Here is a 23,382-nt window from a genome sequence, read left to right on the forward strand (position 1 = left end):
TCACCCATTGGTTTCTCCTCTATGGGTGGATATCCACCCATTTTCCTGCCTGAATCCTCTCCTGATTTCAGTAATACACTGTTTTAAATAGTTAATTTGGAACTGGTCTGCTCCTTGCTGACAGGGTTACCCACCGAAGCCATTCGAGCTTCGTTGAGCACCCAACAAACAAAATGAATCGGGAGCATTCTCTATGAAAACCCAAGCCGTAATGGCGGTAGCATTCGCCTCCACCTTCGCCGTCGCAACCCCCGCTGCTGCTCAGGACCGCTCAGATTGGCCGAGCAACTTCACCGTTGGTACTGCCAGCCAGGGTGGGACCTACTTTGCCTATGGTTCCGGCTGGGCCAACTTTGTGGCTGAAAACCTGGGCGTCTCCGGCGGTGCGGAAATTACCGGCGGTCCGGTGCAGAACATGGCCCTGGTGCATACCGGCGACCTGAAGTTCGGCCTGACCACCATGGGCCCGGCCCGGGAATCCATGGATGGCAATAGCCCGCTTGCGCCGGGGATGAAAATGGACAACGTTTGCGCCATGTTCCCGATGTACGAAACGCCGTTCTCGGTAACCGCGCTCTCCAGCTCCGGCATCACATCCATTGCCGACATCCCCGATGGTGCCACCATTGGCTTCGGCCCGGCGGGCTCCACATCTGACACTTATTTCCCGCGCATGATGGAAACCCTGGGTGTGGACTTCGAACGCCGTAACGGCAGCTGGTCTGATCTGGGCGGTCAGCTTCAGGATGGCCTGATTGATGTGGTCGCGTTCGCGGCAGGTATCCCCATTCCGGCGGTCAGCCAACTGGAAGTCCAGACCGACGTAAACATCATCGGTATGACCGATGCCGAGGCGGAAACCATTATAAATAACTTCCCGGTATCCGAGTTCATCATTCCGGCGTCCACCTACCAGTCTCTGGAAGAGCCGTCCCGCGTGGTGTCCATGTGGAACTTCGCCATGGTTAACTGTGATGTTCCGGAAAGCTTCGTGTATCAGATCACCAAGCTGACCATGGAGAACAACGACAAAATGGTCTCCATCCACAAGGCGGCCCGTAATTCGGTTCCCGAGAACTATACGAAGAACAACGTTCTGCCCTGGCACCCGGGCGCTGCGCGTTGGTTTAACGAGAACGGTTACCCGATCGAAGACAGCCGGATCAAGTAACAGTGCTCGAGCGGGGGGCTGCCTGGCGGCCCCTCGCAAATGACGGCCAGCAGGGTTCTGGCCCCGATTTGCCTGCAAGCAGGGTGTGTCATGACTACCGAACAAAACTCCAAAGATCTTCCGGACATTGAAGTGGGCGAGGACCATGTGCTCGCCCACAACGTGGACGATGAACCGGTTGAAGCCAACCGCCGGCTGTTTGAAGGCGGCCTGCTGAAATTTGTCGCCATGCTGGCGATCGCCTATTCAGCCTTTCACCTCTATTCCCTGAACATAGCGCCCCTGGAAACCTGGTCGTTCCGGATCGTTCATATTGCCGGCGCCCTGGTGCTGGGTTTCGTGCTGTTTGCCGGCGCCCGGTTCGTGTCATCGGAAGAGGGCGGCGCCCGCCATCGGTGGACAACCTGGGTCAGTGCTGGCGCCATGCTGCCGGCCCTCTATGTTCTGTACCAGACGTTTTCGTTTTGGCAGATGGTCCAGAACGGCGCCATGCGGATCCCGGTCGAGCTGGAGGTGTGGCACTTTGGCTGGCCTCTGCTGGCGGCAACCGGTATTGGCATTATCATGAGCTGGTTCCATCAACGGCAGCGATCGGTATTCAGTGTTCCCGATCTGGTGTTGATCGTCTGTTCCCTGGCTGTGGCCGCCTATTTCCTCGTGGTCTATAACACCTCCATGCGGATGTCGACCGGCACTTCTTTCGCGCCGGTGGGTATCTCGTTCGCAGCCATTGCCGGTACCGCTCTGATCATGGAGCTGACGCGGCGTGTCGCCGGTATGGCTCTGGTCATCATCGGCCTGGTGTTCCTGGCTTACGTGTTTGCCGGCCCCTATCTGCCGGGTTTCCTCGGGTACCCGGGGCTTTCGGTTCAGCGATTCTTTAGTCAGGTTTATACCGATGCCGGCATCCTCGGGCCGACCACCGCGGTATCCTCCACCTACATTATTCTGTTCATCATTTTTGCCGCCTTCCTGCAGTCCTCGAAGGTGGGCGACTACTTCGTGAACTTTGCCTTTGCGGCAGCCGGTCGTTCCCGGGGTGGCCCGGCCAAGGTCTCGATCTTCGCATCCGGTTTGATGGGCATGATCAACGGCACCAGTGCCGGCAACGTGGTCTCCACCGGTTCCTTGACGATTCCACTGATGAAGAAAGTGGGCTATAGCAAGCAGTCTGCCGGCGCTGTCGAGGCGGCTGCGTCCACCGGCGGGCAGATCATGCCGCCGATCATGGGCGCTGGCGCCTTTATCATGGCGGAGATCACCGGCATTCCCTACACCGAGATTGCCATTGCCGCCATCATTCCGGCGATCCTGTATTTCGCCTCGGTCTACTTCATGGTGGATTTTGAGGCCGCCAAGACGGGCATGCGCGGCATGCGTGAGGATGAGCTGCCGAAGCTCAAAACCATGATGAAGCAGTGCTACCTGTTCGTGCCGATCATTATCCTGATCGTGGCCCTGTTCATGGGTTACTCGGTGATCCGGGCAGGTACCCTGGCTACCGTCTCCGCCGCTGTGGTGAGCTGGATTTCCCCGAACAAGATGGGATTGCGTCACATACTGCAAGCACTCGAGATTGCCTCTTACATGGCGATTCAGATCATTGTGGTGTGCGCGGCGGCCGGGGTAATTGTTGGCGTTATCTCCCTGACCGGGGTGGGCGCACGCTTCTCCGTGTTGTTGCTGGACGTTGCTGCCACGAGCCAGTTGCTGGCGTTGATCTTCGCCATGTTCATTTCCATTCTTCTGGGTATGGGGATGCCGACCACGGCGGCCTATGCGGTTGCCGCCTCGGTGGTAGCGCCTGGCCTGGTGCAGCTGGGCATTGAACCGTTGACGGCGCACTTCTTCGTGTTCTACTTCGCTGTGGTGTCCGCCATCACGCCACCCGTTGCGCTTGCCTCCTATGCCGCAGCAGGGATTTCCGGCGCCAACGCCATGGAAACCTCTGTGGCCTCGTTCCGGATTGGCATTGCGGCGTTCATCGTGCCCTTCATGTTCTTCTACAACGGCGCTCTGTTGATGGAAGCTGGCTGGTTCGAGATCGCCAGGGCACTGGTAACTGCAACCTTCGGCGTATACATGCTGTCTGGCGGTGTGCTGGGCTGGTTTGCGCGGGTTTCCGCCTCCTGGCTAACCCGAGTCCTTCTGATTGCGGCCGCGTTGCTGATGATCGAGGGCGGTCTGTGGACAGACCTAACCGGTATTGCCCTGGCGGTTCTGGCCTTCGTTATCCAGAAACAGCGAAAAACTCGCCTTGCTACAGCAGGTGCCCTGTAAAGAGGCAAGCCGGGAATGATCTGCGGCGGAACAACTGTGCCATATGACCCATGGTACGGTTGTTCTGCCCGCGGCCTGCCTATACTCTAGCGGCTTTCCACGGTTTTTCAGGAACCGGATGCTATGTCCTACCGGATCGGTGCTGTTCTCGTTTTCGTTGTCACACTGGTGGTGTCCTGGCTACTTGGTGGCTGGGTCGGATACCGGCAGGTGGAGCAGGAGAGCCTGGAAGAGTCGTTCCGGTACCGGCAACTGGTTGCGAATGAATTGAACCGGTATCTCCCGGTGCCAGAGTTGATGGCAGAGCATCCACTGCTTGAGCGGGCGCTCACGGAACCGGGCAATCCCGACGTTATCCTGCAGGCCAACGAGCAAATGCAACGCATGGCCACCATTGTGGGCAGCTCCGACGTTTATCTGATGGATGTAAACGGCCTCACCATCGCTGCCAACAACTATCAACAAGCTGACAGCTTTGTCGGCAGCAACTACGCTTTCAGGCCCTATTTTTCAGAAGCAGTGTCTAATCGGGATTCGGCCATCTATTTTGCTTTGGGGCTGATGTCGGGGGTCCGGGGCCTGTACTTTTCCCACCCTGTCATCGACGATTCTGGCCGTCTGCTGGGTGTGGTGGCTGTGAAGGTTCTTGTTCATGACCTGGAATCCCAGTGGGATCGGCCTGCTTCTCTCAGGGAAGCAGAAATGGTCGTACTGGATGATGCTGGCATCAGTTTTCTGGCAAGCAAACCCAATTGGTTGTATCGGAACTTTTCGTATCAGGGGTTGGCCCCGGACGCGGCTTCCCGTCAGCGATACCCGGACCGGGACCTGAACCTGAACCCCATCGAATTCGATAGCCTGGGTAAGCCCTGGGGCTTGTCGGAGAATTCCACTGCCATCAATATTCTTGAAAACGGCGAGACCAGAGAGTATCTCAGCGTTCGAACGCCGCTGCCGAGACTGGACTGGAATCTTCAGGTGATGGTGAGCACACGCTCTGTGGTCTGGACCCGGCTTGGGTTTCTGGTTGGTGGCGCCGCGCTGTTTTTTGGAGGTCTTCTGACCTGGCTTTACCTGCGTGAGCGATACCGCCGGGAAGCCGAGCTGGCCCTGAGGGGGGAGCAGTTGGAGCGACGTGTGGCCGAGCGAACTGCGGATCTTGAGAGTTCCAATAGCAAGTTGCTGGAAGAGATCAGGGAACGAGAACGTACCCAGACGGAGCTTCGGGAAACCCAGCAGGAACTGATCCAGGCGGCCAAGCTGGCTGTATTGGGGCAGATGTCTGCTGGCCTGAACCATGAAATGAATCAGCCCCTCACGGCAATCCAGACTTACGCCAGGAATAGCCGGCGATTCCTTGAGAAGGGCGCCGAAGACATGGTGGATGCTAACCTTTCAGAGATCATTGCGCTGTGCGACAAAATGGCCGAGCTGACACGCCAGTTCAAGGTGTTTGCCCGCAAATCCGAGGGGCCGCCCGCCTTGGTTGACCTCAGGCAGTCGGTGGACGCGTCTCTCAAGATTATCGTGGCGCAAAAATCCAGTGCTGATATTGATATCCAGTGGGCTCGGCCGGAGTATCCGGTGATGTGTCATGGCGACCTGATACGGATCGAACAGGTCATGGTGAACCTGATTGCCAATGCGGTGCAGGCTGTCGAGGGTGGCCCGAATCCCCAGGTACGAATTGAAATTGAGGAGAAGGAGGATTGCTGGAAGTGTCTGGTACGGGATAACGGACCGGGGTTGCAGGGCAACACTGAACAGATCTTCGAGCCATTTTTTACCACCAAGTCGGTCAAACAGGGACTGGGCCTGGGATTGTCCATTTCCCGCCAGATTGTTGATGCGCTCGGTGGCAGCCTGATTGGTCGCAACCGCATGGATGGCCCGGGCGCCGAATTTGTCTTAACCCTCAAGAAGCGGGAGGCCACGGAATGACAGAACCCTCGGTAATCTTTGTGGATGATGATCCACATATCCGCCAGGCCATTGCCCAGACGCTGACTCTGGAGGACCTGCCGGTCAGCTGCTTTGAGGACGCGCCGTCGGCGCTCAGGAACCTGGATGCCGACTATGACGGTGTGGTTCTGTGCGATTACAACATGCCGGGGATGGATGGCCTGGAAATGCTGGATCGGATCCGTGCCATAGATGACACCATTCCGGTCATCATTCTCACCGGGCAGGGGGACATAAGCACCGCCGTAACGGCCATGCAGCAGGGGGCCTACGATTTCATTGAGAAGCCCTTTGATCATGACGAGCTGATTGAGCTGCTACGCCATGCCCTGGAGAAGCGACACCTTGCCCTCGAAAACCGTCGTCTCAAGGCCCAGTTACGGCATCTGGCGAAGCCGGGCCCCCGGATTCTTGGCGATTCGCCGTCCATGCAGAAAGTCATGGCCACTATTGATCCGATTCTGGATATCTCTGCCAATATACTGCTGCATGGAGAGACCGGTTCGGGCAAGGACGCGCTGGCCCGGTATATCCACGAGAACAGCGGCCGCAGCGCCCATAATTTTGTTGCGATTAACTGCGGTGCGGTTCCCGAAAACCTGATTGAAAGCGAGTTGTTCGGTCACGAAGCCGGTGCCTTCACCGGGGCGGAAAAACGCCGGATCGGCAAGATTGAGCACGCCCACAAAGGCACTCTGTTCCTGGACGAAGTGGAAAGCATGCCCATGCCGTTGCAGGTCAAGCTGTTGCGGGTGCTGGAAGAGCAACGGGTGGAGCGCCTCGGTAGCAATCAGGTCCAGGAAGTGGATGTGCGGATCATCGCCGCCACCAAGGCCGACCTGAAAAAGCTCAGTGACGGGGGTGAATTTCGGTCCGACCTCTATTACCGGCTGAACGTTGTGAAAGTGGACATTCCGCCGTTACGGGAGCGCAAGGAAGATATTCCGATGCTTTTCCACCACTTCGTTCTTATTGCGGCGGCCCGTTATGACCGCGAGAGTATTCCCCTGGATGCCGGCCAGGCGGCCCGGCTGATGCAACATTCCTGGCCCGGTAATGTCCGCGAACTCCGGAACCTGGCGGAGCGCTATGTGTTGTTGGGGCCGGCAGCGCTGGATGAAAACGAGCCCTCGGATACAGCCAACGTGGCGGGCCGACAGACGCTGGCGGAGATGATGGACGGTTTCGAACGCTCCGCCATTATCAGTGCCCTCAACGCCTGCCACGGCAGCATCAAGGACACCATGGTGCAGCTCGGCATTGCCCGTAAAACCCTGTACGACAAGATGCGTAAGCATGGGTTGGACAAAGCTCAGTTCAAGGATTGAGCTGGGAGTCGCCGTTACAGAGTGTATCCAAAATTCACAGGATCTCCGATGCAAACTTAACTACCTATTAGGTAGTATCCTTGTCTTTCCCAAGTGGCCGGATTGACCGGTCGTTTCCTGCAACGGACCTAAGATCTCCCCCTCATGAAGAACCTGACAATTCAGACACGGGTGCTTTTACTCGCTCTCGTTCCAGTGATCGTACTCACTGCTTTCCTCACTGCTTTCAACCTCAATCAGGCCCGAGATATTGGTGGCGGGGCTGTAGCCAGCTTTTCGTCGGATATGGAGATGAGCAAGAGGCAGGAGCTGAAAAACTACATGTCACTTGCGCGCTCCTCGATCTCTCACCTTTATGAGCAACCTGGTTCGGCGAATGATCCAGAAGTCAGGGAGCAGGCCTGGGAAATTCTGCGACAGCTGCGCTTCGATGATTCAGGCAGTGTCGGATATTTCTTCGTCTCTGAGACCGATGGCATGAACTTGGTCCATGGGGTGAATCAGGCTGTGGAGGGTAAGAATACCTGGGATTTCAAAGATCCTGGTGGCGTCTATTTTATCCGTGAGCTGGTCAAAGCAGCGCGCAACGGTGGGGGCTATGTTTCCTATAGCTGGAAAAATTCCGATACAGGCGAGGTTGCTCCAAAACTGGGCTACGCGGAAATGCTGCCAAAGTGGAATATCGTAATTGGAACCGGCTTCTGGGTGGACGGTCTTGAGAAACAGGTAGCCGCCATGGATCGCACGGTCAAGAATTCCCTTGAGGACGCCGTCATCGGTTCAATCAGCACCTCGCTTGTTGCGCTGGCGCTTATCGTCCTGCTTGCCCTGATTGTTGTTCGCAGCATTATTAGCCCCCTGAAATCTGCGGTTTCAGCCATGAACGATATTGCCAGCGGCGATGGCGATCTGACCCGGCGCCTGGATGTCTCCGGCAAAGATGAGCTTGGACAGCTGGCAACCGCCTTCAACAGTTTTGCCGACCAGGTGCATGGTCTGGTTGAGCGTGTGTTGTCATCCACCCGGACATTGAACGAGGCCACGGCTGACCTGAATCAGGTCATGAATGAGGCCGAGCAGGGCGTCGAGCGGCAGAAGTCCGAGAGTGATCAGGTGGCAACGGCCATGAACGAAATGACTGCCGCGGCCCAGGAGGTTGCCAGCAACGCAAGCGAAGCGTCCACGGCTGCTGACCACGCCAACGGCCAGGTCTGCGATGCCCAGGGTCTGGTGCACCAGGCCACCGAGGTTATTGGCGGGCTTTCGGAGCAAGTGGGTGAGGGCGTTCGGGTTATCGAGCAGCTGGGCGCCGACTCCAGACGCATCGACAGTGTGCTGGAAGTCATTCGTGAAATTGCTGATCAGACCAATCTGTTGGCCCTGAACGCAGCCATAGAGGCAGCCCGGGCCGGTGAGGCCGGTCGAGGTTTCGCAGTGGTTGCCGATGAGGTGCGCACGCTGGCTCGCCGTACCCAGCAGAGCACCCAGGAAATCCAGGACATGATTGAGCGGCTGCAATCCGGTGCGGGCAATGCCGTCAAACTGATCGGCTCAATCAGTGAGCGCAGTGAAGCCACCGTCGAAGAAACTCGACAGGTGAACGAAGCGCTTCAGCGTATTGGTCAGGCGGTGGCAACGATCACGGATATGAATACCCAGATTGCCAGCGCTGCGGAAGAGCAGACCAGTGTTTCCGAGACCATCAACCAGAACGTGCATGAAATTGTTGCCATTACCGAGCAGACCGCTCAGGGAACACGTCGCGCAGGTGATGCCACCCAACGGCTCAGGGATTTGGCTTCCGAGATGTCGGATCAGGTGAGCCGCTACCGGGTCTAGACCCGTTTTGAAATCCGAAATGAGAAGGGGGCAGAACGCGGGTTCTGCCCCCTTTTTTTGCCGTGTAGCGGCTCGCGAGTGTCAGAGATTGGCCTCGGCAAATTCTGCCAGCAACGACCGGGGAACCCCCTGCAGGTGGATGTGGGCCCCATGGCGGAAGCCCTTGAATCGCTCGGTCATGTAGGTGAGGCCCGAACTCAGGGCACTCAGATAGGGCGTGTCGATCTGGGCAAGGTTGCCCAGACAGATCACCTTTGAGCCGTTGCCGGCCCGGGTAATGATGGTCTTGATCTGATGGGGAGTCAGGTTCTGGGATTCATCGATGATGATCAGGCTGTGCTGGAAGCTTCGGCCCCGGATGTAGTTCATGGATTTGAAGTGCAGAGGCACTTTGCTGAGGATGTAGTCAACGCTCGCCGTCATGTTCTCATCGTCTTCATGGAGTGCTTCCAGGTTGTCGACGATGGCGCCCAGCCAGGGCTCCATTTTTTCCGCCTCGGTACCCGGCAGGAACCCGATGTCCTCATCCAGCCCCTGGGTGGAACGGGTGGCGATGATGCGCTTGTACAGCTTGCTGGCCACGGTCATCTCGATGCACGCGGCCAGGGCGAGGATGGTTTTGCCCGAGCCGGCGGAACCGGTGAGGTTGACCAGATGAATGTCCGGGTCCAGCAGCAGGTTCAAAGCCATGGCCTGATAGATGTCCCTGGGTACCAGGCCCCAGACTTCTTCATTCATCAGGTCGTGCTGGTGCAGGTCCTTGATAACCAGCTGGGTGTCGGTGATATCAACTACCTTGCCGACGAAGCCCATTTCATCGATAACAAATTCGTTGATGTTCAGCTTCGCCAGTTCGCCTTCCCGTTTCAGGATGTGCTCGGTCGAGCCTTCCCGCTGAACGGTTTCCACTTTTTCAATGGTGTCCCAGAAGGAGTTCGGGAACTCCCGGTAGCCCTTGGGCAGAAGGTCGATGTCGTCCAACAGCTGGTCGTTGTGGTAATCCTGGGCCTCAACACCGAAGCCGCGGGCCTTCAGGCGCATGTTGATGTCCTTGGACACCAGGATGATATCGCGGGACTTGTGGCGGTTCTGGAGCGCGGCCAGGGTATTGATGATCTTGTTGTCGTTCAGGTGCTCTGGCAGCGAGTGGTTGCCACTGTCACCGGTGCTCATCAGGATCGAAAGACTACCCAGGGGCTCGGCCTTCTTGCCACGAACAATGGGGACGCCCTTCTCGATCACCTTCGGGCTGGCATCGCCCAACAACTTGTCGATGTTGCGAATGGCCTGGCGGCAGTCAGCGGCCACGGCCTGTTTGCCGGATTTGAGGCTGTCGAGTTCTTCGAGGACCGTCATCGGGATGATGACATCGTGTTCTTCAAAGTTGAGGAGGGCGTTCGGGTCGTGGATCAGGACGTTGGTGTCGAGGACGTACATCTTTCGGCGAGCTTGCGGTGCTCTGGGCATAAGTGGCGCTACCTCTCTGGTGGCTCAGTCGTTATCGGCGCAGCGTTGCGTGAGTGCCTCATCCGAGATCACTTTCAGCATATCGTAAGTCGTTATGATGCCAGTGATTTTTGAATCACTGGTGACAAAGATCCGGTGCAGGTGTTCGCGCATCATGATATTGGCAATGTCGCGCACCGGCGTCTTCTCGTCAACCGATAAAACGATGGGGGTCATGATGTCGCGGACTTCCACTGGCACCTTCCCCATTTCTTCAAAGATCACCATCCGCAAACGCCGGGCTTCCTCCCGTTCTTCCGGTGTCAGGTGCCGGTCGGCATCGGAGCGTGTGGCGTTCCAGCGGAATTCGGTGATGTCTTTCAGGGTGGCAATGCCGACAATCTCGCCGTCATCGTCGGTGACGGGGCTGCCGGTTATTTCGTTGTCGGTGAGAAAGCGCGCCAGCCGGTCCATGGTCCAGGACTGGGGAACGGCCTTGATGCTGGGGGTCATGATCTCGTAAGCGAGAACGGTCATTGATCTGGGCTGCCTTTTGAAGTCCTTTCTGAAAGCTTAGCGCGTGATGCCTTGTGCGTCATCCCTTCATGGCTAATGGTTCAGGGAGCAGGCGGTCTGACACCGGTCAGTTGGCCCTTTTCGTCGTAGACCAGTTGATAGCCCTGATACTTTTTCCGGTTGGCAACGCGCTCCAGCTCCTCCATGGAACGCACGGGAATATCCACCAGCAGGGAGTTCACCAGCCAGCCCGGTAACGAGCCATTGGGGTCGGTGTGCTGAACCCAGACCATCCGGGTCTTGTCCCCTTCTGGCGTGAATCGGTACAGGGTGTCGGACCGGTCAACCCGCACCCGGCTGCCGCTCTCAGCCCGCTGGTCGGGCATGGCGTTCAGGTCCATGACAATCTCACCGGAAGCCTTGTCGCCCCGGGTCCGGATACGCAGGACATAGTCGCGGTCGGTCACCGGCCAGGGCATGTCGTTCACTGAATAGGCAAAGCGATCCTGGAACTCGCCATCGCCGAAGGCATAGGATTCGGTGCAGTTGTGCACCCACTCGACGCAGGAACCGGGGTTGGCCATGACGGCCATCAGGTTTTCGATGGGCGCATCGAGCACCGCCTCGGCCTTGAAGGCCTTGAAGCTGGAGTCTGGCTGGTCGATGGTATACACCCGGATATGATCGGCTTCCTTTCGTAACGTCCATTCCCCGTCGGTCTCATTGGGCAGTTCAGCCCGGGCACTGGCGGCGACAGCAAATACCAGCAATGCACAGACCAGCCCGCTGATGACCGAGGCCCAGCCCGATATGCCATGGGCTATGCTCTTTCTCATAGGGTACACTTCCTTGCAGATGGTGGGCCGAGTCTAGCATGAGGTTTTTACTGACATGGCCACAGAAACAGTGGTTTGTGAACCAGGTAGCGACCCGCTGATTTGATTCACTGAATTGGCCTGATCTGACGACGACTATGACAATGGAAAAGCTGATCAACGGTAAAGGACAGATAGTTCCCGGGTTGCTGGATGAGCCGGTCAAAGAGATTAACTATCTGGACTATGACCTGCGCACGGTGATGGACCGCCCCCGTTCACGGCTGGCCAGGCGCTGGCGCTTCAACCAGTTCCAGTTTGTCAGCGCCATGGGCCCGGGATGGGTGTTTGGCCTGGCGGTGGTGGATCTGAAACTGCTGGGAAGCGGATTTTTCTATCTTTACGATTTCGAGACCGGCCAGATGATGGAGCAATCGTTCCTTCAGCCACTGGCCAGGCAAACCCGGATCGAACCACTGCCAGAGGAAGGCGTGGCGACGTTCAGTAAGGGCGAGGTTGCTGTGCGAATCGCGCCTTCCGCTGATGGCCGAACGATGACGGTCTCCGCCCCCGGCGGTATCCGTATCGAACTTACCCTGAAAGAGGATCGGGATCCGCTCCGGCTGGTTTGCCCGGCTGGCTACAATGGCTGGGTTTTTACCCGCAAGTCGGCGGGCTTGCCGGTGGAAGGGGAAGTGCGTTGGGATCACCGTATCTGGCGCTGCGACGAGCAGACCCGGGGCACCATTGACTGGAGTTGCGGCTTCATGCGCCGGGAGACCGCGTGGAATTGGGCCTGTCTGACGGGCCAGCTTCCGGATGGCAGATCTCTGGGGCTGAACCTGGCTGCCGGGGTCAATGAAACAGGGATGACAGAAAATGCGCTCTGGCTGGATGGTGTCTGCCACAAGCTGGGCGCGGCAAGATTCCGTTTTGATCGCTATCAACCGGGCAGTGACTGGCATGTGACCACGGAGGATGGGCGGATTGATCTGCATTTTGTCCCGGCCGGTGTCCGCAAGGAAAAACTGAACGCCTGGGTGCTGGCATCCAACTTCCGGCAGTACGTGGGCACGTTCAATGGAACGGTGACGGACGAAGCTGGCGGGAAAATCGAGGTGAAAGGTCTGCGGGGCCTGATGGAAGACCACTTTGCAAGGTGGTAAGAGTTGGCCTGCCCCATCCGGGACAGGCCAGATCAAACGGTCTATCGCTCCGGTAGCGTGACGTTCAGCTCCAGCACCGAGCAACTTTCGTTGCGGTCCACTTCAACCTGAACCATGTCGTCGCTGATCTGAACGTACTTGCGGATAACCTCAAGCAGCTCCTGCTGAAGCTGGGGCAGGTAATCCGGCTGCTCGCGCTGGCCCCGTTCGTGGGCCACTATGATCTGCAGGCGCTCTTTGGCAACGCTTGCGGATTTGTTTTTCTTGCCCTTGAAATAATCGAGGAAACTCATCCCTTAGCCCCCCTTGAACATCCGTGAGAAGAAACCCTTCTTCTGGGACGTCATGAAACGGTGTTCCCGTTCCTCACCCAGCAGGCGTGCGACTGCGTCTTCATAGGCCTGGCCGGCATCGCTGTCCTCTTCGAGGATAACGGGCAAGCCCTGGTTTGACGCATTCAGTACAATCTGGCTTTCGGGAATGACTCCCAGCAGCGGAATCGCGAGGATCTCTTCCACATCCGCCACGGACAGCATCTCGCCCTTTTCAACCCGGGAGGGGTTGTAGCGGGTCAGAAGCAGGTGTTCCTTGACCGGATCCTGGCCCATTTCGGCACGACGGGACTTGCTCTGCAGAATGCCCAGAATGCGGTCGGAATCCCGAACGGAGGATACTTCGGGATTGGTAACCACAATTGCTTCATCGGCATAATACAGCGCCATCAGCGCGCCATGCTCAATGCCGGCGGGGGAGTCGCAGACGATGTAATCGAAGGTCTCGGAAAGCTCGTTAATGACCTTCTCGACACCATCCTTGGTCAGTGCTTCCTTTTCCCGGGTCTGGGAGGCCGGAAGGATATAGAGGGTATCGACCCGCTTGTCGCGGATCAGGGCCTGGTTCAGGGAGGCTTCGCCCTGAATCACGTTTACGAAGTCGTACACCACGCGACGCTCGCAGTTCATGATCAGGTCCAGATTGCGCAGGCCCACGTCAAAATCGATGACGACTGTCTTATGGCCCCGTTTGGCAAGGCCGGTGCTGATCGAGGCGCTGGTGGTGGTTTTGCCAACGCCGCCCTTTCCTGAGGTAACGACAATAATTCTAGCCAAGGTTCTGTTCCTGTTTCTCGGTGGATTCGTCGTGTCTGCCGAATTATCCGGTCAAGTTATTGTATTCAGCTCCAATATCAGGCCTTGTCCAGTGGCGTTACCACCAGCAGGTCGTCCCTGAGCTGGATTTGCACAGCGCTTTTCCAGCCATTGTCCTGAAGATCTTCGGAGATTTTATAGTGTCCCGCGATGGACACAAGCTCCGCTTCTAGGGATTGGCAGAAAACCCGTGCGGATTCTGCGCCATGAATGCCGGCCAGCGCCCGTCCCCGCAGGGGGCCGTAAACATGGATGTTGCCTGCCGCAAGCACCTCGGCACCGGCCTGCACCGGTGCCAGAATAACCAGGTCACCGTCCGGTGCGTGGACCTGCTGGCCGGAGCGCACCGGCTGGGAGATGATTTTGGCCGGGGGTGGGTCGCCGGCAGCGCCCGTCGGGGCAGCAACAGCCGCGGTTTCTGCTTCCTTTGCGGCGGCCTGTTCGGCTTCATGGGTGCGATCGCGCTGGCCGTTGCCCGGTAGCAATGCCAGTGCAGCGCCCCGGGCGAGACGGCGCTGGTCGTCGGTGCCACCGCGCACGCCAATTACGTGGATGTTGTTGCGCCGACAGGTGCCGATGATCTTGAAAAAATCCAGTTCGCTGTCCAGCCCCTGGTATTTCTCCAGACTGATGATCAGCGGAATGTCCTTGAAGAACCCGGGTGCCTGGCTGATCTTGTCCCGCAAAACCTCTTCGAACTCGCCGTCGTCAAAGTAGTAGAGCTCCAGGGCTGTCATGGACACGCTGGCGCTTTTTAGCTGAAAACCCTGTTTTACCCCGGAGGTGGCGGTATCGCTCATGAAGGCGTCTCTTCCCTGGTCATGTTGTCGGTTGGGTTCGGGCGCTGCCGGAGTGGCACGCCTTCGAATCGGATGCCTGACCATCCGGTGCTGATGAACTGGCGGATGTTGCCATGGCTCTCGCCAGTCGGATCGTCCAGAACCTGCTGATAGTGCTCGGCAAACAGTTTGAGCGTGTCCACTTCGCTCAGGTTGCAGTACTGGCCAAGGCCGAAGATCCGGCAGGACCCGGCGTTCTCGCCCTCTGCGTTCACCAGCGGGCCGTTGCGGAAGCTACAGGGCTGGTACTCAAAATGCTCTTCGATCAGCGCCAGGGAGTCTTTGAAGCTAGCGTGACCAGCGTCCAGGGATGCCAGATGGATCCTCACGGCATCATTGACACTCATTATTTATGATCCTGCTTGGGGCTCGTCTGGTAGAGGGCTTTCCAGTCCTCATAGGGCATGCCGTAAATCTCTTCACGGGCTTGCGGGTCAGAAATCTCGAAACCCCGCTCATCCGCCTCTGCCCGGTACCACTTGGACAGGCAGTTGCGGCAGAAACCTGCGAGGTTCATCAGGTCAATGTTCTGTACATCGGTGTTGTCACGCAGGTGTTTGACCAGCCGACGAAAGGCTGCGGCTTCAATTTCGGTGCGTTCTGCTTCAGGAATCGGGTTGCTCATGATGGCCTCGCAATGGTTGATGCGCCGGTTATTAGGGTTCCTGACATTCTCTGCATGTTAGCTTAAGATACAAGGCTGTATAAATGTACAGAAAGTCGACGCGAGCCCCCTGATTATGCCACAACGCAAGATCATCCATGTGGATTGTGACTGCTTCTACGCGGCCGTGGAAATGCGGGACGATCCCAGTCTCCGGGATGTGCCGCTGGCAGTGGGCGGTGATGGTGGTCGGGGCGTGGTAACCACCTGCAATTACAAGGCCCGCGCGTACGGTGTGCGTTCGGCGATGCCAGGTAGCGAGGCGCGTCGGCTGTGCCCGGGGCTGGTGACGGTACCGACGGACATGGGCCGTTACCGGGCGGTGTCACAACAGGTGATGGCCATCCTGCGGGAACTGACGGATCTGGTGGAACCTCTTTCCCTGGACGAGGCCTTTCTTGATGTCTCTGATGTGACCGATCACAAGGGCAGTGCCACCCTGATGGCTCGCCACCTTCGGGAGCGGGTGCGCCAGGAAGTGGGCATCACCATTTCCGCCGGGGTCGCGCCCAACAAGTTCCTCGCCAAGATTGCCAGCGACTGGGAAAAGCCGGACGGGCTGTTTGTGATTCGCCCGGAGGACGTTGAGGGTTTCGTCCAGGGATTGCCGGTTGAGAAGCTGTTTGGCGTAGGGCAGGTAACGGCCTCGAAACTGCACGCACTTGGCGTCAAAACCTGCGGCGACATGCAGGCGCTAGGGGCCGATGTTCTGATCGAGCGGTTTGGCAAGCAGGGCTACCGCCTCCATGAGATGGCCCACGGTCGGGATGACCGGGCGGTGGTGGTGTCGCGGATCGCTAAGTCGGTCAGCGTCGAACGAACCTTTTCCCAGGATTTGCCGGATATGGCCGCCTGCGAGACCGTCATGGCCTCCCTGGTTGCGGATCTCAACCTCCGCCTGTCGCGCAAGGCCCGTCGGAAACCGATTCACAAGCTCTTTATCAAGATCCGCTACAGCGATTTTTCAACCCATACCCTGGAGCGGGTCCGGGAACAGGTTAAAGAGCCTGCCCTGGAAGATTATCTGCCGCTGCTGGCAGAACTGGTGACCAACCGGGAGCGACCGGTGCGGCTGCTGGGGCTGGGCGTGCGTTTTCGAAATGATGACGCCCCGGTTACCCAGTTGCGCCTGTTTGATTAGCGTTCAGACAGACCTGGCAAATATGGTCACGAAATCGGAGTGCAGCCAGCTCATGGCTACGTAGCCCATCAGCCCACCGATCAGGGCGCCTGCAGCGACGTCGCTGGGATAGTGCAGGCCCAGGACCACCCGTGAAGCGGCAACACTGAGGGTAAACGGGAGTACGATCAGCGCCAGCGCCGGTTCGGCCACGGTGAGCATAACCTGAAAGCAGGCGGCGTGAAGTGTGTGGCCGGAGGGAAAACTGTAGCGGTCCAGGGGCGGTGTGCCGCAGTTGATGGCCGGGAAGGATATAAACGGCCGCTCCCGGATAAGCCAGCGTTTAAGCAGCTTGTAGCTGACGGTACAGGTAAGTCCCGTCAGCGCCATGAGCAGGGCCAGGCCCGGGCCCGATTGCGGATAGAGAAACGGAATGGAAAGGATCAGGGCGTACCAGAACCAGCCGTCTCCGAGTCGGCTTACCAGTCGGAAATAGCCAAGGGCTGGCCGGAAACGAACAGCGCGGTTAATAGACTGGCAGAAAGCGACTTCCCGCTGGTCTGCCAGTTCAAAGAAGCGAGACGCTTTGCTTGTTGATGGCATGGTATCCGGCCTTTGCGGTTTGATTGAAAACCAGTTGTTCAAACTGTTCGATCTGCGAATTCCAGCTCTGTTCCAGGGCGTCCAGCCTTGCCTGGGCCCTGATCCGGTTCAGCAGGGTGGGCTGATCGGCCAGTCGGAGGGCACTGTCGACGTAAGCCTCGTCCTGATCCAGGGGCACTTTCATGCCGTTTTCCTCGTGGCGGATGTGCTCAGCTGCTGCAGCGTCGTCAAAGCTGACAACACCCAGGCCGCTGGCCATCGCCTCCAGCACCACGTTGCCAAAGGTATCGGTCTTGCTCGGGAACAGGAACAGATCACCTGAGGCAAAATGTCGGGCCAGGTCGTCACCACGCCGGGTGCCGCAGAACACGTAGTCCGGGTGGCGTTCCGCCAGTTGACGCCGAAGCGGACCGTCGCCAACCAGGACGAATCTGGCCTGGGGGTGGAGGCCCCGGATCCGCTCGAAGCAGGCAACCGCCATTCGCAGGTTTTTCTCCGGTGCCAGCCGGCCGACGTACAGAATGGCCCGGTCGTTGGGCTGGAGCCCCCAGGATTCGCGCAGCGCGGTGTCCCGCTTGTGTGGCGTGAATCGATGGCAGTCCACGCCCCGACTCCAGAGCCCGGTTGCCGGAATACCCATGGCCCGAGTGGTCTGTTGCATTTTTCGGGTGGGCACCAGGGTGATGGCGGTGCGGTTATGGAACCAGCGGCCGTAAAGACACAGCAACCGTTCCAGCATGCCGACGCCGTAATACCGACTGTAGCTGTGAAAGTTGGTGTGGAAGCCGGAGCTCACCGGAATGCCCATCTGACGTGCCGCTGATGTGGCGGCGACACCCAGTGGACCCTGGGTAGCAACGTAGAGGGCATCGGGCCGGTCGGTGGCCAGGAGCTTTTTCAGGTGGCTGGTCCGGGCCAGGCCAAAGCGCAGGTCCGCGTAGCCGGGCAGAGGCAATCCGGTCACCACATGCTCACGGGTGAACAGGGCCTCGCCGGCACTGGCGAAGTTGCCTTTGCGCTCATGTTGCTGTCGCGGCCGTATAACCGTCACCCGGTGTCCACGCTGCATCAGTCCCTGGCATAGATGCCTGAGCGTGTTTGCCACGCCATTGATTTCCGGCGGAAAAGTCTCCGAAACAATGGTAATGTGTTGTTGACGCCGGTTGGCCTGCATGGTCTCGGTCACGGTGTATCCTGTGCTTCCTTTGACATGCCCCTACTATGAAAAGCTGGCATGACAGTTATGCGACACTCCCGTGACATTCCCTTTACCCGTTAACCGAACCGAATCGGAGACGATATGCAAACGAGAAAGCTTGGCAAGACGGATCTCGACGTTACCCTGATTTGCCTGGGTACCATGACGTGGGGCGAACAGAACACCGAAAAGGAAGCGTTTGAGCAGCTGGATTACGCGGTAAATGAGGGCATTAACTTTATTGATGCCGCCGAAATGTACCCGGTGCCGCCAAGGGCGGAAACCCAGGGGCTGACCGAGACCTACCTGGGTAACTGGCTGGCCAGAAGAGGCAAACGCGACGACCTGGTGATTGCTTCCAAAGTGGCAGGGCCGGGCAACGGTCTGAAGTACCTGCGCAATGGTCCGAGATTGACCCGCGATCACATTGTGGAAGCCTGCGACGCCAGTCTGAAACGCCTGCAGACAGACTACATCGATCTGTACCAGGTGCACTGGCCGGATCGCAGCACGAACTTTTTCGGCAAGCTCGGTTACGAGCACAATCCGGACGAGTCTTTTACGCCGATTGAGGAAACACTTGAGGCGCTGGATGAGCTGGTGCGCTCGGGCAAGGTAAGGCACATCGGGCTGTCCAATGAGACACCCTGGGGCACCATGGAGTATCTTCGCCTGGCCGGTGAGAACGGCTGGCCGAGGGTGGCCAGTATCCAGAATCCCTATAACCTTCTTAACCGCTCGTTCGAAGTGGGGATGGCGGAAATTGCCCACCGGGAGCAGGCCGGTTTGCTGGCTTACTCGCCGCTGGCGTTCGGCATGCTGTCAGGCAAGTATCTGGGGGGCAAGTGGCCCGAGAAAGCCAGAATGACCCTGTACGAGCGATTCAGCCGCTATACCAGCGGCCGTGGCATGGATGCCACCCGGGCCTACGTTGAGCTGGCTGAGCAGAACGGGTTGTCTCCGGTCCAGATGGCGCTGGCTTATGTAAACAGCCGCAGTTTCGTTACCAGCAATATCATCGGTGCAACGTCCATGGAGCAGTTAAGGGAGAACATCGGGTCGGCGCAGGTGACCCTGAGCCCCGAGGTGCTGGAGGCCATTGAGTCCATCCATCAGGAATTTACCTATCCCTGCCCCTGAACCGGTCGGTTTTCGGTTTACATCTCCGGTCAGCAGCTGCTGGCCGGGGGTGTAGTTACAATTTGAAATATTGGGGATCATAAATTGACAAAAATAGGCTGATCCCGTGACAAAAAGTCGGCGCCTTTGTGTGCAGATTCACATCTTTCCGACCCTTAATCATTAGACTTAAGCCTAAGGTATCCGTAGACTCCCGTGTCGGAAAAAAGGTCTCAGGCAGTGTCATGATTATTCGCATCTTTGTCGCATTACTCGCTCTCAATCTCGTTGCATTCGTCGTTCGCGCCGAAGCATCCGAGCGCGTCTTCGAACAGGTCGAAAGCACGACAACCAGCGAGCAGATTTTCGAGATGCAGGAACGGGTTTCCGGCGACTATGAAGAAGACAGCTCCGAGGCGTTCACCGAAATCGGCTCCCGCCTGCTCAGCCTTTCACTGACCCGGTCGAAGAGCTCCGGCAAACACTATGCGTCGGATCCGGCTCAGGCCGACCATGGCATTGCACTTCTTAACGAGGGCGCCTGCCTGAATCTTAAGTGGAACTTCTGAGTCTTTCCCGCACCTTCTGAATTCCTCAAGACCTTCAAACCGCAGAATCATGATCTGGCGCATTGTCTGTGCCCGATCCTCGTGTGATGATCCCCGTTAGATTAGCCGATAAGGAGCTTGGTAATGGCGGGTGATAGAGGGCAGTTATCGAACGACGTGAACGCCTGTGTTGATGAGGTGATTCGCCGGGTTGGCAAGGAAATCACATTGGGTTTGCCGCTTGGGCTTGGCAAACCGGTCCGTTTTGTTAATGCGCTGTACCAGCGGGCCAAGGACGATCCGGAAATCCGTCTGCACATTGTCACGGCACTGTCGCTGCTAGCGCCAAAGGGCGGCTCTTCGCTCGAGAAGCGCTTCATGGGACCGTTTGTCGAGCGCCTCTATGGTCGAATTCCCGAACTGGCCTATGCCCGAGATGTCTCAGCCAATCGCCTCCCGAAGAATGTCCAGGTCTCGGAGTTTTTCTTCAAGGCCGGCAGTTACCTGAACAATCGTTCCCAGCAGCGGCATTACGTTTGTACCAACTACACCCATGCCGTTCGCGATCTTATGGCCGTGGGGGTCAATGTGGTCGCCCAGATGGTGTCTCCGGGCGACGCCCATGGGCAGCCAGGGCGAGTCAGTCTGAGTTGCAATCCCGACCTGACGCTGGACCTGATTCCTCTGCTGAGGGAGCGGGAAGCAGCCGGCACGCCGGTTGCGCTGGTGGCCGAGATGAATCAGAACCTTCCCTGGTTCGGGCACCATGCGGCCATTGAGGCAGACCGGTTCGATGTGTTGCTGGACCAGCCCTCCAGCGATTACCCGCTATTTTCAGCCCCCCAGATGTCGGTCAGCCCGGAAGACCATATGATCGGGTTTTATGCCAGTGCCTTGTTGAAGGACGGCGGCACCCTTCAGGTTGGCATCGGCTCATTGGGCGCTGCTCTGGTCCACAGCGCCATACTCCGGCACAGCCACAACGATGCCTGGCGGAAGGTGTTTGATCATCTGAACGTTGACCAGAACTTTCCTGTGGCCAGGGAAGATGGCGGCACAGGGCCCTTTGAACAGGGGCTGTATGGCTGCAGTGAAATGATGGTTGACGGCTTTCTGTACCTGATGCAGGAGGGCATCCTCACCCGTGAGGTATACGATCACGCCGGTCTTCAGGCGCTGATCAACCGTGGTGATATCAGCGGTGAGGTGTCGCTCGCGACTCTGGATGTCCTGCGTCGTGAGAAGCTGATCGATAGCCCGCTCCGGGCACGGGATGTCCATTGGCTGGTTCGGCATGGCATCTTCAGAGAGGCTGTGGAATTCAAGGGTGGCCGGTTGCGTGTTGGTGATCAGTCGGTGGAGGGCGACCTGGACAACCCGGAAGCCCGGGAGGCCATCGAAACCCTGATCCTCGGGGAGCGGCTGACGGGTGGCATCGCCATGCACGGTGGCTTTTACGTTGGCCCCGAGCAGTTCTACCAGTACCTGAGAGAGCTGACCGACGAGCAGCGTGCCAAAATCTGCATGACCAGCGTGAATTTCATCAACCACCTGTACGATCACCCGTTTGGCGACCAGAAGCTGAAAGCCGCGCAGCGCGTCCATGGCCGCTTCATCAACTCGGCCATGATGTACACCCTCAACGGTGCCGGGGTATCGGATGGCCTTGACGACGGCCGGGTAGTCAGTGGTGTTGGCGGTCAGTACAACTTCGTTGCCATGGCCCACGAGCTGCCGGGCGCCCGCTCCATACTGTCCCTGCGCAGTACCCGCTCATCCCACGGCAAGGTGCTCTCCAATATTGTCTTCAATTATGGTCATTGCACTATTCCCCGCCATCTGCGGGATATTGTGATCACCGAATACGGCATTGCCGACCTGAGGGGGCAGTCAGACGAGCAGGTCTTCCTCCGGCTGATCCGCATCGCCGACTCCCGGTTCCAGCAGGAGCTTCTGAAAAAAGCCCAGAAGGCAGGCAAGGTGGATCCTGCGTTCAAGCTGCCTGCCGACTGGTGTAACAATACCCCGCAAGCCATCCGGCGTGCCGTTGCGGCAGCGGGAGATGCCGGCATGTTCCCGCCGTTCCCGTTTGGCAGGGACTTTACCGATGAGGAGCTGACGTTGGGGAAAGCCCTTAAGGGTCTCAAGGCCGCAACGGCCACTCGCCGTGGTAAACTGTCGACTCTGTTACAGGCCCTCCGGGCCCGGGATGACGAAGGCCGTTATGGAGCCCTGCTTGAGCGCATGGGTCTGAGCAACCCTTCAGGATTGCGGGACAAGCTGGATCAGCGACTGGTAATTCATGGCCTGCAACAGCTCGAAACACCACCGGATACAGGAAACTCGAAAACCTGATGACAGCTTCACAAGCAAGACCCGACGTTTTTACCGTTCACTACGTACTGAAAAACAAGATCGGCGAGCTGGTTGATACTTCCGAAGGCAGTGAGCCCCTGCACTTTGTCTACGGCAGCCCCGAGATTATTGAAGGGATTCAGCAGGCGGTAAAAGACCGCAATGTTGGGGATTGCCTGGAGGTAACGGTGCCGCCGGCCATGGCGTATGGCGAACACAAGCCGGAGCTGGTGCGCAAGGTGCCGCGCTCACTGTTTGAAGGCATCGAGAACCTGCAGATTGGCATGAAATTCCAGACCAACACCGGCGATGAAGCTCAGATCGTGCAGGTTGTCGGGATCGATGGCAATCTGGTGAAGGTGGATGCCAATCACCCGCTGGCGGGCTTTACCCTGTACTTTGATCTGGAGATCGTGGGCCGCCGTGAAGCGACGGAAGATGAGGTAGCCCAGGGCCGTCCCCTGTTCTGAGGGGGTCCGTTGCCGGCTCGTCGTATTCGCCGCTGTATACCCGCGTCAGGCCGTCGAGAACGGTTTCTCGAAGGCGGGCGGCCAACTCACCGGATGGAGCCTGATCCGACCGGTACACCGGTGCGTGGAAGACAACGTCGACCCGGGCAGAGGGCTGTCTGAGCATTCTCAGCAGATGGCTGTGGAACTCGTCGTCTCCAATGAAGGGGGCCAGATGGTCGGGGCGTCCGTCTCTGCGATAGGCGATGGTGACGGGCTGGACTGGTGTCTTGCTTTGCGGTGCGGCCTTGAGTAACAGGCCGTGGAACGGTAATACGGTCAGACCTGCGCTGGTGGTTCCTTCCGGGTAGACCAGGACATTCTCTCCAGCCTGCAAGTTCTCAATAATCTGGTCCCGAACGCGGCGGGCCTGACCGCCTCCCCGCCGGATGAAAAGCGTGCCGGCCTGTCGTGCTAGCCAGCCTATGACCGGCCACTGGCCAACCTCGGCTTTCGACAGGAACCGGATCGGTGCCAGGCTCCCCAGAATCGGAATATCTGACCAACTGATGTGGTTGCTGACGAACAGAACGGTATCGTCTGAGGGTGAGCCATGCTGGTGTATACGCAGTCCCAGGCACCGGCAGGCCCACCGGAAACAGAATCTGGCCCAGGGTGTCCGATCGATGGCTTTGCGGGTAACCACTTCAGTGACCCGCAGACCGGCGGCCAGCATCGTGGTGGCTGCCAGAAAAGCCATAAAGGCAGTGATCCGAACGCAGAGTCTCAGCCAGCTCATCTCACAGACTCCCGGTT

Annotated in this window: 22 protein-coding genes; 11 read left to right on the forward strand and 11 right to left on the reverse strand. The window is 58.1% G+C overall.

All coding sequences use genetic code 11. The features are described from left to right. The first annotated feature begins 193 nt into the window (after positions 1-193). The 5 genes from ACO06L_RS19360 (at position 194) to ACO06L_RS19380 (ending at position 8,580) form a co-directional block, all read left to right on the forward strand. Positions 194-1,171, forward strand: coding sequence for a TAXI family TRAP transporter solute-binding subunit (locus ACO06L_RS19360; RefSeq protein WP_202347095.1), 978 nt, complete (start codon positions 194-196; stop codon positions 1,169-1,171). Positions 1,172-1,261: 90 nt separating this feature from the next. Next, positions 1,262-3,451, forward strand: a complete 2,190-nt coding sequence (locus ACO06L_RS19365; RefSeq protein ID WP_202347096.1) for a TRAP transporter permease — start codon at positions 1,262-1,264, stop codon at positions 3,449-3,451. Between the two features lie 123 nt (positions 3,452-3,574). Continuing rightward, positions 3,575-5,392 (forward strand): sensor histidine kinase, encoded by a 1,818-nt coding sequence (locus tag ACO06L_RS19370; protein ID WP_202347097.1) that lies wholly within the window; start codon positions 3,575-3,577, stop codon positions 5,390-5,392. Further along, on the forward strand, positions 5,389-6,741 hold the full coding sequence (locus ACO06L_RS19375) for a sigma-54-dependent transcriptional regulator (RefSeq protein WP_202347098.1): 1,353 nt from the start codon (positions 5,389-5,391) through the stop codon (positions 6,739-6,741). Before ACO06L_RS19370 ends, ACO06L_RS19375 begins: the two co-directional genes overlap by 4 nt. Positions 6,742-6,885: 144 nt before the next feature. Continuing rightward, positions 6,886-8,580 carry a methyl-accepting chemotaxis protein gene (locus tag ACO06L_RS19380; protein ID WP_202347099.1) on the forward strand — a complete coding sequence of 565 codons (1,695 nt, stop codon included), beginning with the start codon at positions 6,886-6,888 and terminating at the stop codon, positions 8,578-8,580. Positions 8,581-8,661: 81 nt separating this feature from the next. On the opposite strand, the gene ACO06L_RS19385 is transcribed toward ACO06L_RS19380, so the two are convergent. From ACO06L_RS19385 to ACO06L_RS19395, 3 genes are all read right to left on the reverse strand, one after another. Then, positions 8,662-10,047 (reverse strand): PhoH family protein, encoded by a 1,386-nt coding sequence (locus ACO06L_RS19385; protein ID WP_064227079.1) that lies wholly within the window; start codon positions 10,045-10,047, stop codon positions 8,662-8,664. A 24-nt stretch (positions 10,048-10,071) separates the two neighbouring features. Further along, positions 10,072-10,563, reverse strand: coding sequence for an HPP family protein (locus tag ACO06L_RS19390; protein ID WP_064227080.1), 492 nt, complete (start codon positions 10,561-10,563; stop codon positions 10,072-10,074). Positions 10,564-10,643: 80 nt separating this feature from the next. Continuing rightward, positions 10,644-11,378, reverse strand: a complete 735-nt coding sequence (locus ACO06L_RS19395) for an START domain-containing protein (protein ID WP_202347100.1) — start codon at positions 11,376-11,378, stop codon at positions 10,644-10,646. A gap of 137 nt (positions 11,379-11,515) precedes the next feature. On the opposite strand from ACO06L_RS19395, the gene ACO06L_RS19400 reads away from it, so the two are divergent. After that, positions 11,516-12,523, forward strand: coding sequence for a DUF2804 domain-containing protein (locus ACO06L_RS19400; RefSeq protein WP_202347101.1), 1,008 nt, complete (start codon positions 11,516-11,518; stop codon positions 12,521-12,523). Positions 12,524-12,564: 41 nt separating this feature from the next. On the opposite strand, the gene minE is transcribed toward ACO06L_RS19400, so the two are convergent. From minE to ACO06L_RS19425, 5 genes are all read right to left on the reverse strand, one after another. After that, positions 12,565-12,816, reverse strand: coding sequence for a cell division topological specificity factor MinE (gene minE, locus ACO06L_RS19405; RefSeq protein WP_064227083.1), 252 nt, complete (start codon positions 12,814-12,816; stop codon positions 12,565-12,567). Positions 12,817-12,819: 3 nt separating this feature from the next. Further along, on the reverse strand, positions 12,820-13,632 hold the full coding sequence (gene minD, locus ACO06L_RS19410) for a septum site-determining protein MinD (protein WP_064227084.1): 813 nt from the start codon (positions 13,630-13,632) through the stop codon (positions 12,820-12,822). A 77-nt stretch (positions 13,633-13,709) separates the two neighbouring features. Beyond that, the gene (gene minC / locus ACO06L_RS19415; protein ID WP_202347102.1) at positions 13,710-14,471 is read right to left on the reverse strand and encodes a septum site-determining protein MinC; all 762 of its coding nucleotides are present in this window, start codon (positions 14,469-14,471) and stop codon (positions 13,710-13,712) included. Then, complete coding sequence (locus tag ACO06L_RS19420) at positions 14,468-14,857, reverse strand: HopJ type III effector protein (RefSeq protein WP_064227086.1); 390 nt, start codon at positions 14,855-14,857, stop codon at positions 14,468-14,470. Before ACO06L_RS19420 ends, minC begins: the two co-directional genes overlap by 4 nt. Further along, positions 14,857-15,135 carry a DUF1244 domain-containing protein gene (locus ACO06L_RS19425; RefSeq protein WP_202347103.1) on the reverse strand — a complete coding sequence of 93 codons (279 nt, stop codon included), beginning with the start codon at positions 15,133-15,135 and terminating at the stop codon, positions 14,857-14,859. Before ACO06L_RS19425 ends, ACO06L_RS19420 begins: the two co-directional genes overlap by 1 nt. 115 nt (positions 15,136-15,250) lie before the next feature. Here ACO06L_RS19425 and dinB point away from each other — a divergent pair, with 115 nt between their 5' ends. Continuing rightward, positions 15,251-16,315 carry a DNA polymerase IV gene (gene dinB, locus ACO06L_RS19430; RefSeq protein ID WP_202347104.1) on the forward strand — a complete coding sequence of 355 codons (1,065 nt, stop codon included), beginning with the start codon at positions 15,251-15,253 and terminating at the stop codon, positions 16,313-16,315. Positions 16,316-16,318: 3 nt separating this feature from the next. Here dinB and ACO06L_RS19435 read toward each other — a convergent pair whose 3' ends face one another. Both ACO06L_RS19435 and ACO06L_RS19440 read right to left on the reverse strand, forming a co-directional pair. Continuing rightward, positions 16,319-16,897, reverse strand: coding sequence for a phosphatase PAP2 family protein (locus tag ACO06L_RS19435; RefSeq protein ID WP_064227088.1), 579 nt, complete (start codon positions 16,895-16,897; stop codon positions 16,319-16,321). Beyond that, positions 16,863-18,071: a glycosyltransferase family 4 protein gene (locus ACO06L_RS19440; RefSeq protein ID WP_202347209.1), complete on the reverse strand. Its 1,209-nt coding sequence runs from the start codon at positions 18,069-18,071 to the stop codon at positions 16,863-16,865. Before ACO06L_RS19440 ends, ACO06L_RS19435 begins: the two co-directional genes overlap by 35 nt. A gap of 126 nt (positions 18,072-18,197) precedes the next feature. Between ACO06L_RS19440 and ACO06L_RS19445 the strand changes: the two genes are divergently transcribed. From ACO06L_RS19445 to ACO06L_RS19460, 4 genes are all read left to right on the forward strand, one after another. Further along, a complete protein-coding gene (locus ACO06L_RS19445; protein ID WP_202347105.1) occupies positions 18,198-19,235 on the forward strand; it encodes an NADP(H)-dependent aldo-keto reductase in 1,038 nt (345 codons plus the stop codon). Between the two features lie 224 nt (positions 19,236-19,459). Continuing rightward, complete coding sequence (locus ACO06L_RS19450; protein WP_064227090.1) at positions 19,460-19,783, forward strand: hypothetical protein; 324 nt, start codon at positions 19,460-19,462, stop codon at positions 19,781-19,783. A gap of 123 nt (positions 19,784-19,906) precedes the next feature. Continuing rightward, on the forward strand, positions 19,907-22,117 hold the full coding sequence (locus ACO06L_RS19455; RefSeq protein ID WP_202347106.1) for an acetyl-CoA hydrolase/transferase C-terminal domain-containing protein: 2,211 nt from the start codon (positions 19,907-19,909) through the stop codon (positions 22,115-22,117). Continuing rightward, the gene (locus ACO06L_RS19460) at positions 22,117-22,587 is read left to right on the forward strand and encodes an FKBP-type peptidyl-prolyl cis-trans isomerase (protein ID WP_008176279.1); all 471 of its coding nucleotides are present in this window, start codon (positions 22,117-22,119) and stop codon (positions 22,585-22,587) included. Before ACO06L_RS19455 ends, ACO06L_RS19460 begins: the two co-directional genes overlap by 1 nt. On the opposite strand, the gene ACO06L_RS19465 is transcribed toward ACO06L_RS19460, so the two are convergent. Further along, positions 22,505-23,365 carry a lysophospholipid acyltransferase family protein gene (locus tag ACO06L_RS19465; protein ID WP_202347107.1) on the reverse strand — a complete coding sequence of 287 codons (861 nt, stop codon included), beginning with the start codon at positions 23,363-23,365 and terminating at the stop codon, positions 22,505-22,507. The two genes, ACO06L_RS19460 and ACO06L_RS19465, sit on opposite strands and share 83 nt — an antisense overlap. Positions 23,366-23,382 lie beyond the last annotated feature (17 nt).

The sequence above is a fragment of the Marinobacter sp. genome (assembly GCF_965229985.1).
In the GTDB taxonomy this organism is placed as follows: domain Bacteria; phylum Pseudomonadota; class Gammaproteobacteria; order Pseudomonadales; family Oleiphilaceae; genus Marinobacter.

Bases quoted from the DNA above. Each gene is read 5' to 3' on its own strand.
- ACO06L_RS19360 (WP_202347095.1), top strand. From the start codon at position 194: ATGAAAACCCAAGCCGTAATGGCGGTAGCATTCGCCTCCACCTTCGCC.
- ACO06L_RS19365 (WP_202347096.1), top strand. From the start codon at position 1,262: ATGACTACCGAACAAAACTCCAAAGATCTTCCGGACATTGAAGTGGGC.
- ACO06L_RS19370 (WP_202347097.1), top strand. From the start codon at position 3,575: ATGTCCTACCGGATCGGTGCTGTTCTCGTTTTCGTTGTCACACTGGTG.
- ACO06L_RS19375 (WP_202347098.1), top strand. From the start codon at position 5,389: ATGACAGAACCCTCGGTAATCTTTGTGGATGATGATCCACATATCCGC.
- ACO06L_RS19380 (WP_202347099.1), top strand. From the start codon at position 6,886: ATGAAGAACCTGACAATTCAGACACGGGTGCTTTTACTCGCTCTCGTT.
- ACO06L_RS19385 (WP_064227079.1), bottom strand. From the start codon at position 10,047: ATGCCCAGAGCACCGCAAGCTCGCCGAAAGATGTACGTCCTCGACACC.
- ACO06L_RS19390 (WP_064227080.1), bottom strand. From the start codon at position 10,563: ATGACCGTTCTCGCTTACGAGATCATGACCCCCAGCATCAAGGCCGTT.
- ACO06L_RS19395 (WP_202347100.1), bottom strand. From the start codon at position 11,378: ATGAGAAAGAGCATAGCCCATGGCATATCGGGCTGGGCCTCGGTCATC.
- ACO06L_RS19400 (WP_202347101.1), top strand. From the start codon at position 11,516: ATGACAATGGAAAAGCTGATCAACGGTAAAGGACAGATAGTTCCCGGG.
- minE (WP_064227083.1), bottom strand. From the start codon at position 12,816: ATGAGTTTCCTCGATTATTTCAAGGGCAAGAAAAACAAATCCGCAAGC.
- minC (WP_202347102.1), bottom strand. From the start codon at position 14,471: ATGAGCGATACCGCCACCTCCGGGGTAAAACAGGGTTTTCAGCTAAAA.
- ACO06L_RS19420 (WP_064227086.1), bottom strand. From the start codon at position 14,857: ATGAGTGTCAATGATGCCGTGAGGATCCATCTGGCATCCCTGGACGCT.
- ACO06L_RS19425 (WP_202347103.1), bottom strand. From the start codon at position 15,135: ATGAGCAACCCGATTCCTGAAGCAGAACGCACCGAAATTGAAGCCGCA.
- dinB (WP_202347104.1), top strand. From the start codon at position 15,251: ATGCCACAACGCAAGATCATCCATGTGGATTGTGACTGCTTCTACGCG.
- ACO06L_RS19435 (WP_064227088.1), bottom strand. From the start codon at position 16,897: ATGCCATCAACAAGCAAAGCGTCTCGCTTCTTTGAACTGGCAGACCAG.
- ACO06L_RS19440 (WP_202347209.1), bottom strand. From the start codon at position 18,071: ATGCAGGCCAACCGGCGTCAACAACACATTACCATTGTTTCGGAGACT.
- ACO06L_RS19445 (WP_202347105.1), top strand. From the start codon at position 18,198: ATGCAAACGAGAAAGCTTGGCAAGACGGATCTCGACGTTACCCTGATT.
- ACO06L_RS19450 (WP_064227090.1), top strand. From the start codon at position 19,460: ATGATTATTCGCATCTTTGTCGCATTACTCGCTCTCAATCTCGTTGCA.
- ACO06L_RS19455 (WP_202347106.1), top strand. From the start codon at position 19,907: ATGGCGGGTGATAGAGGGCAGTTATCGAACGACGTGAACGCCTGTGTT.
- ACO06L_RS19460 (WP_008176279.1), top strand. From the start codon at position 22,117: ATGACAGCTTCACAAGCAAGACCCGACGTTTTTACCGTTCACTACGTA.
- ACO06L_RS19465 (WP_202347107.1), bottom strand. From the start codon at position 23,365: ATGAGCTGGCTGAGACTCTGCGTTCGGATCACTGCCTTTATGGCTTTT.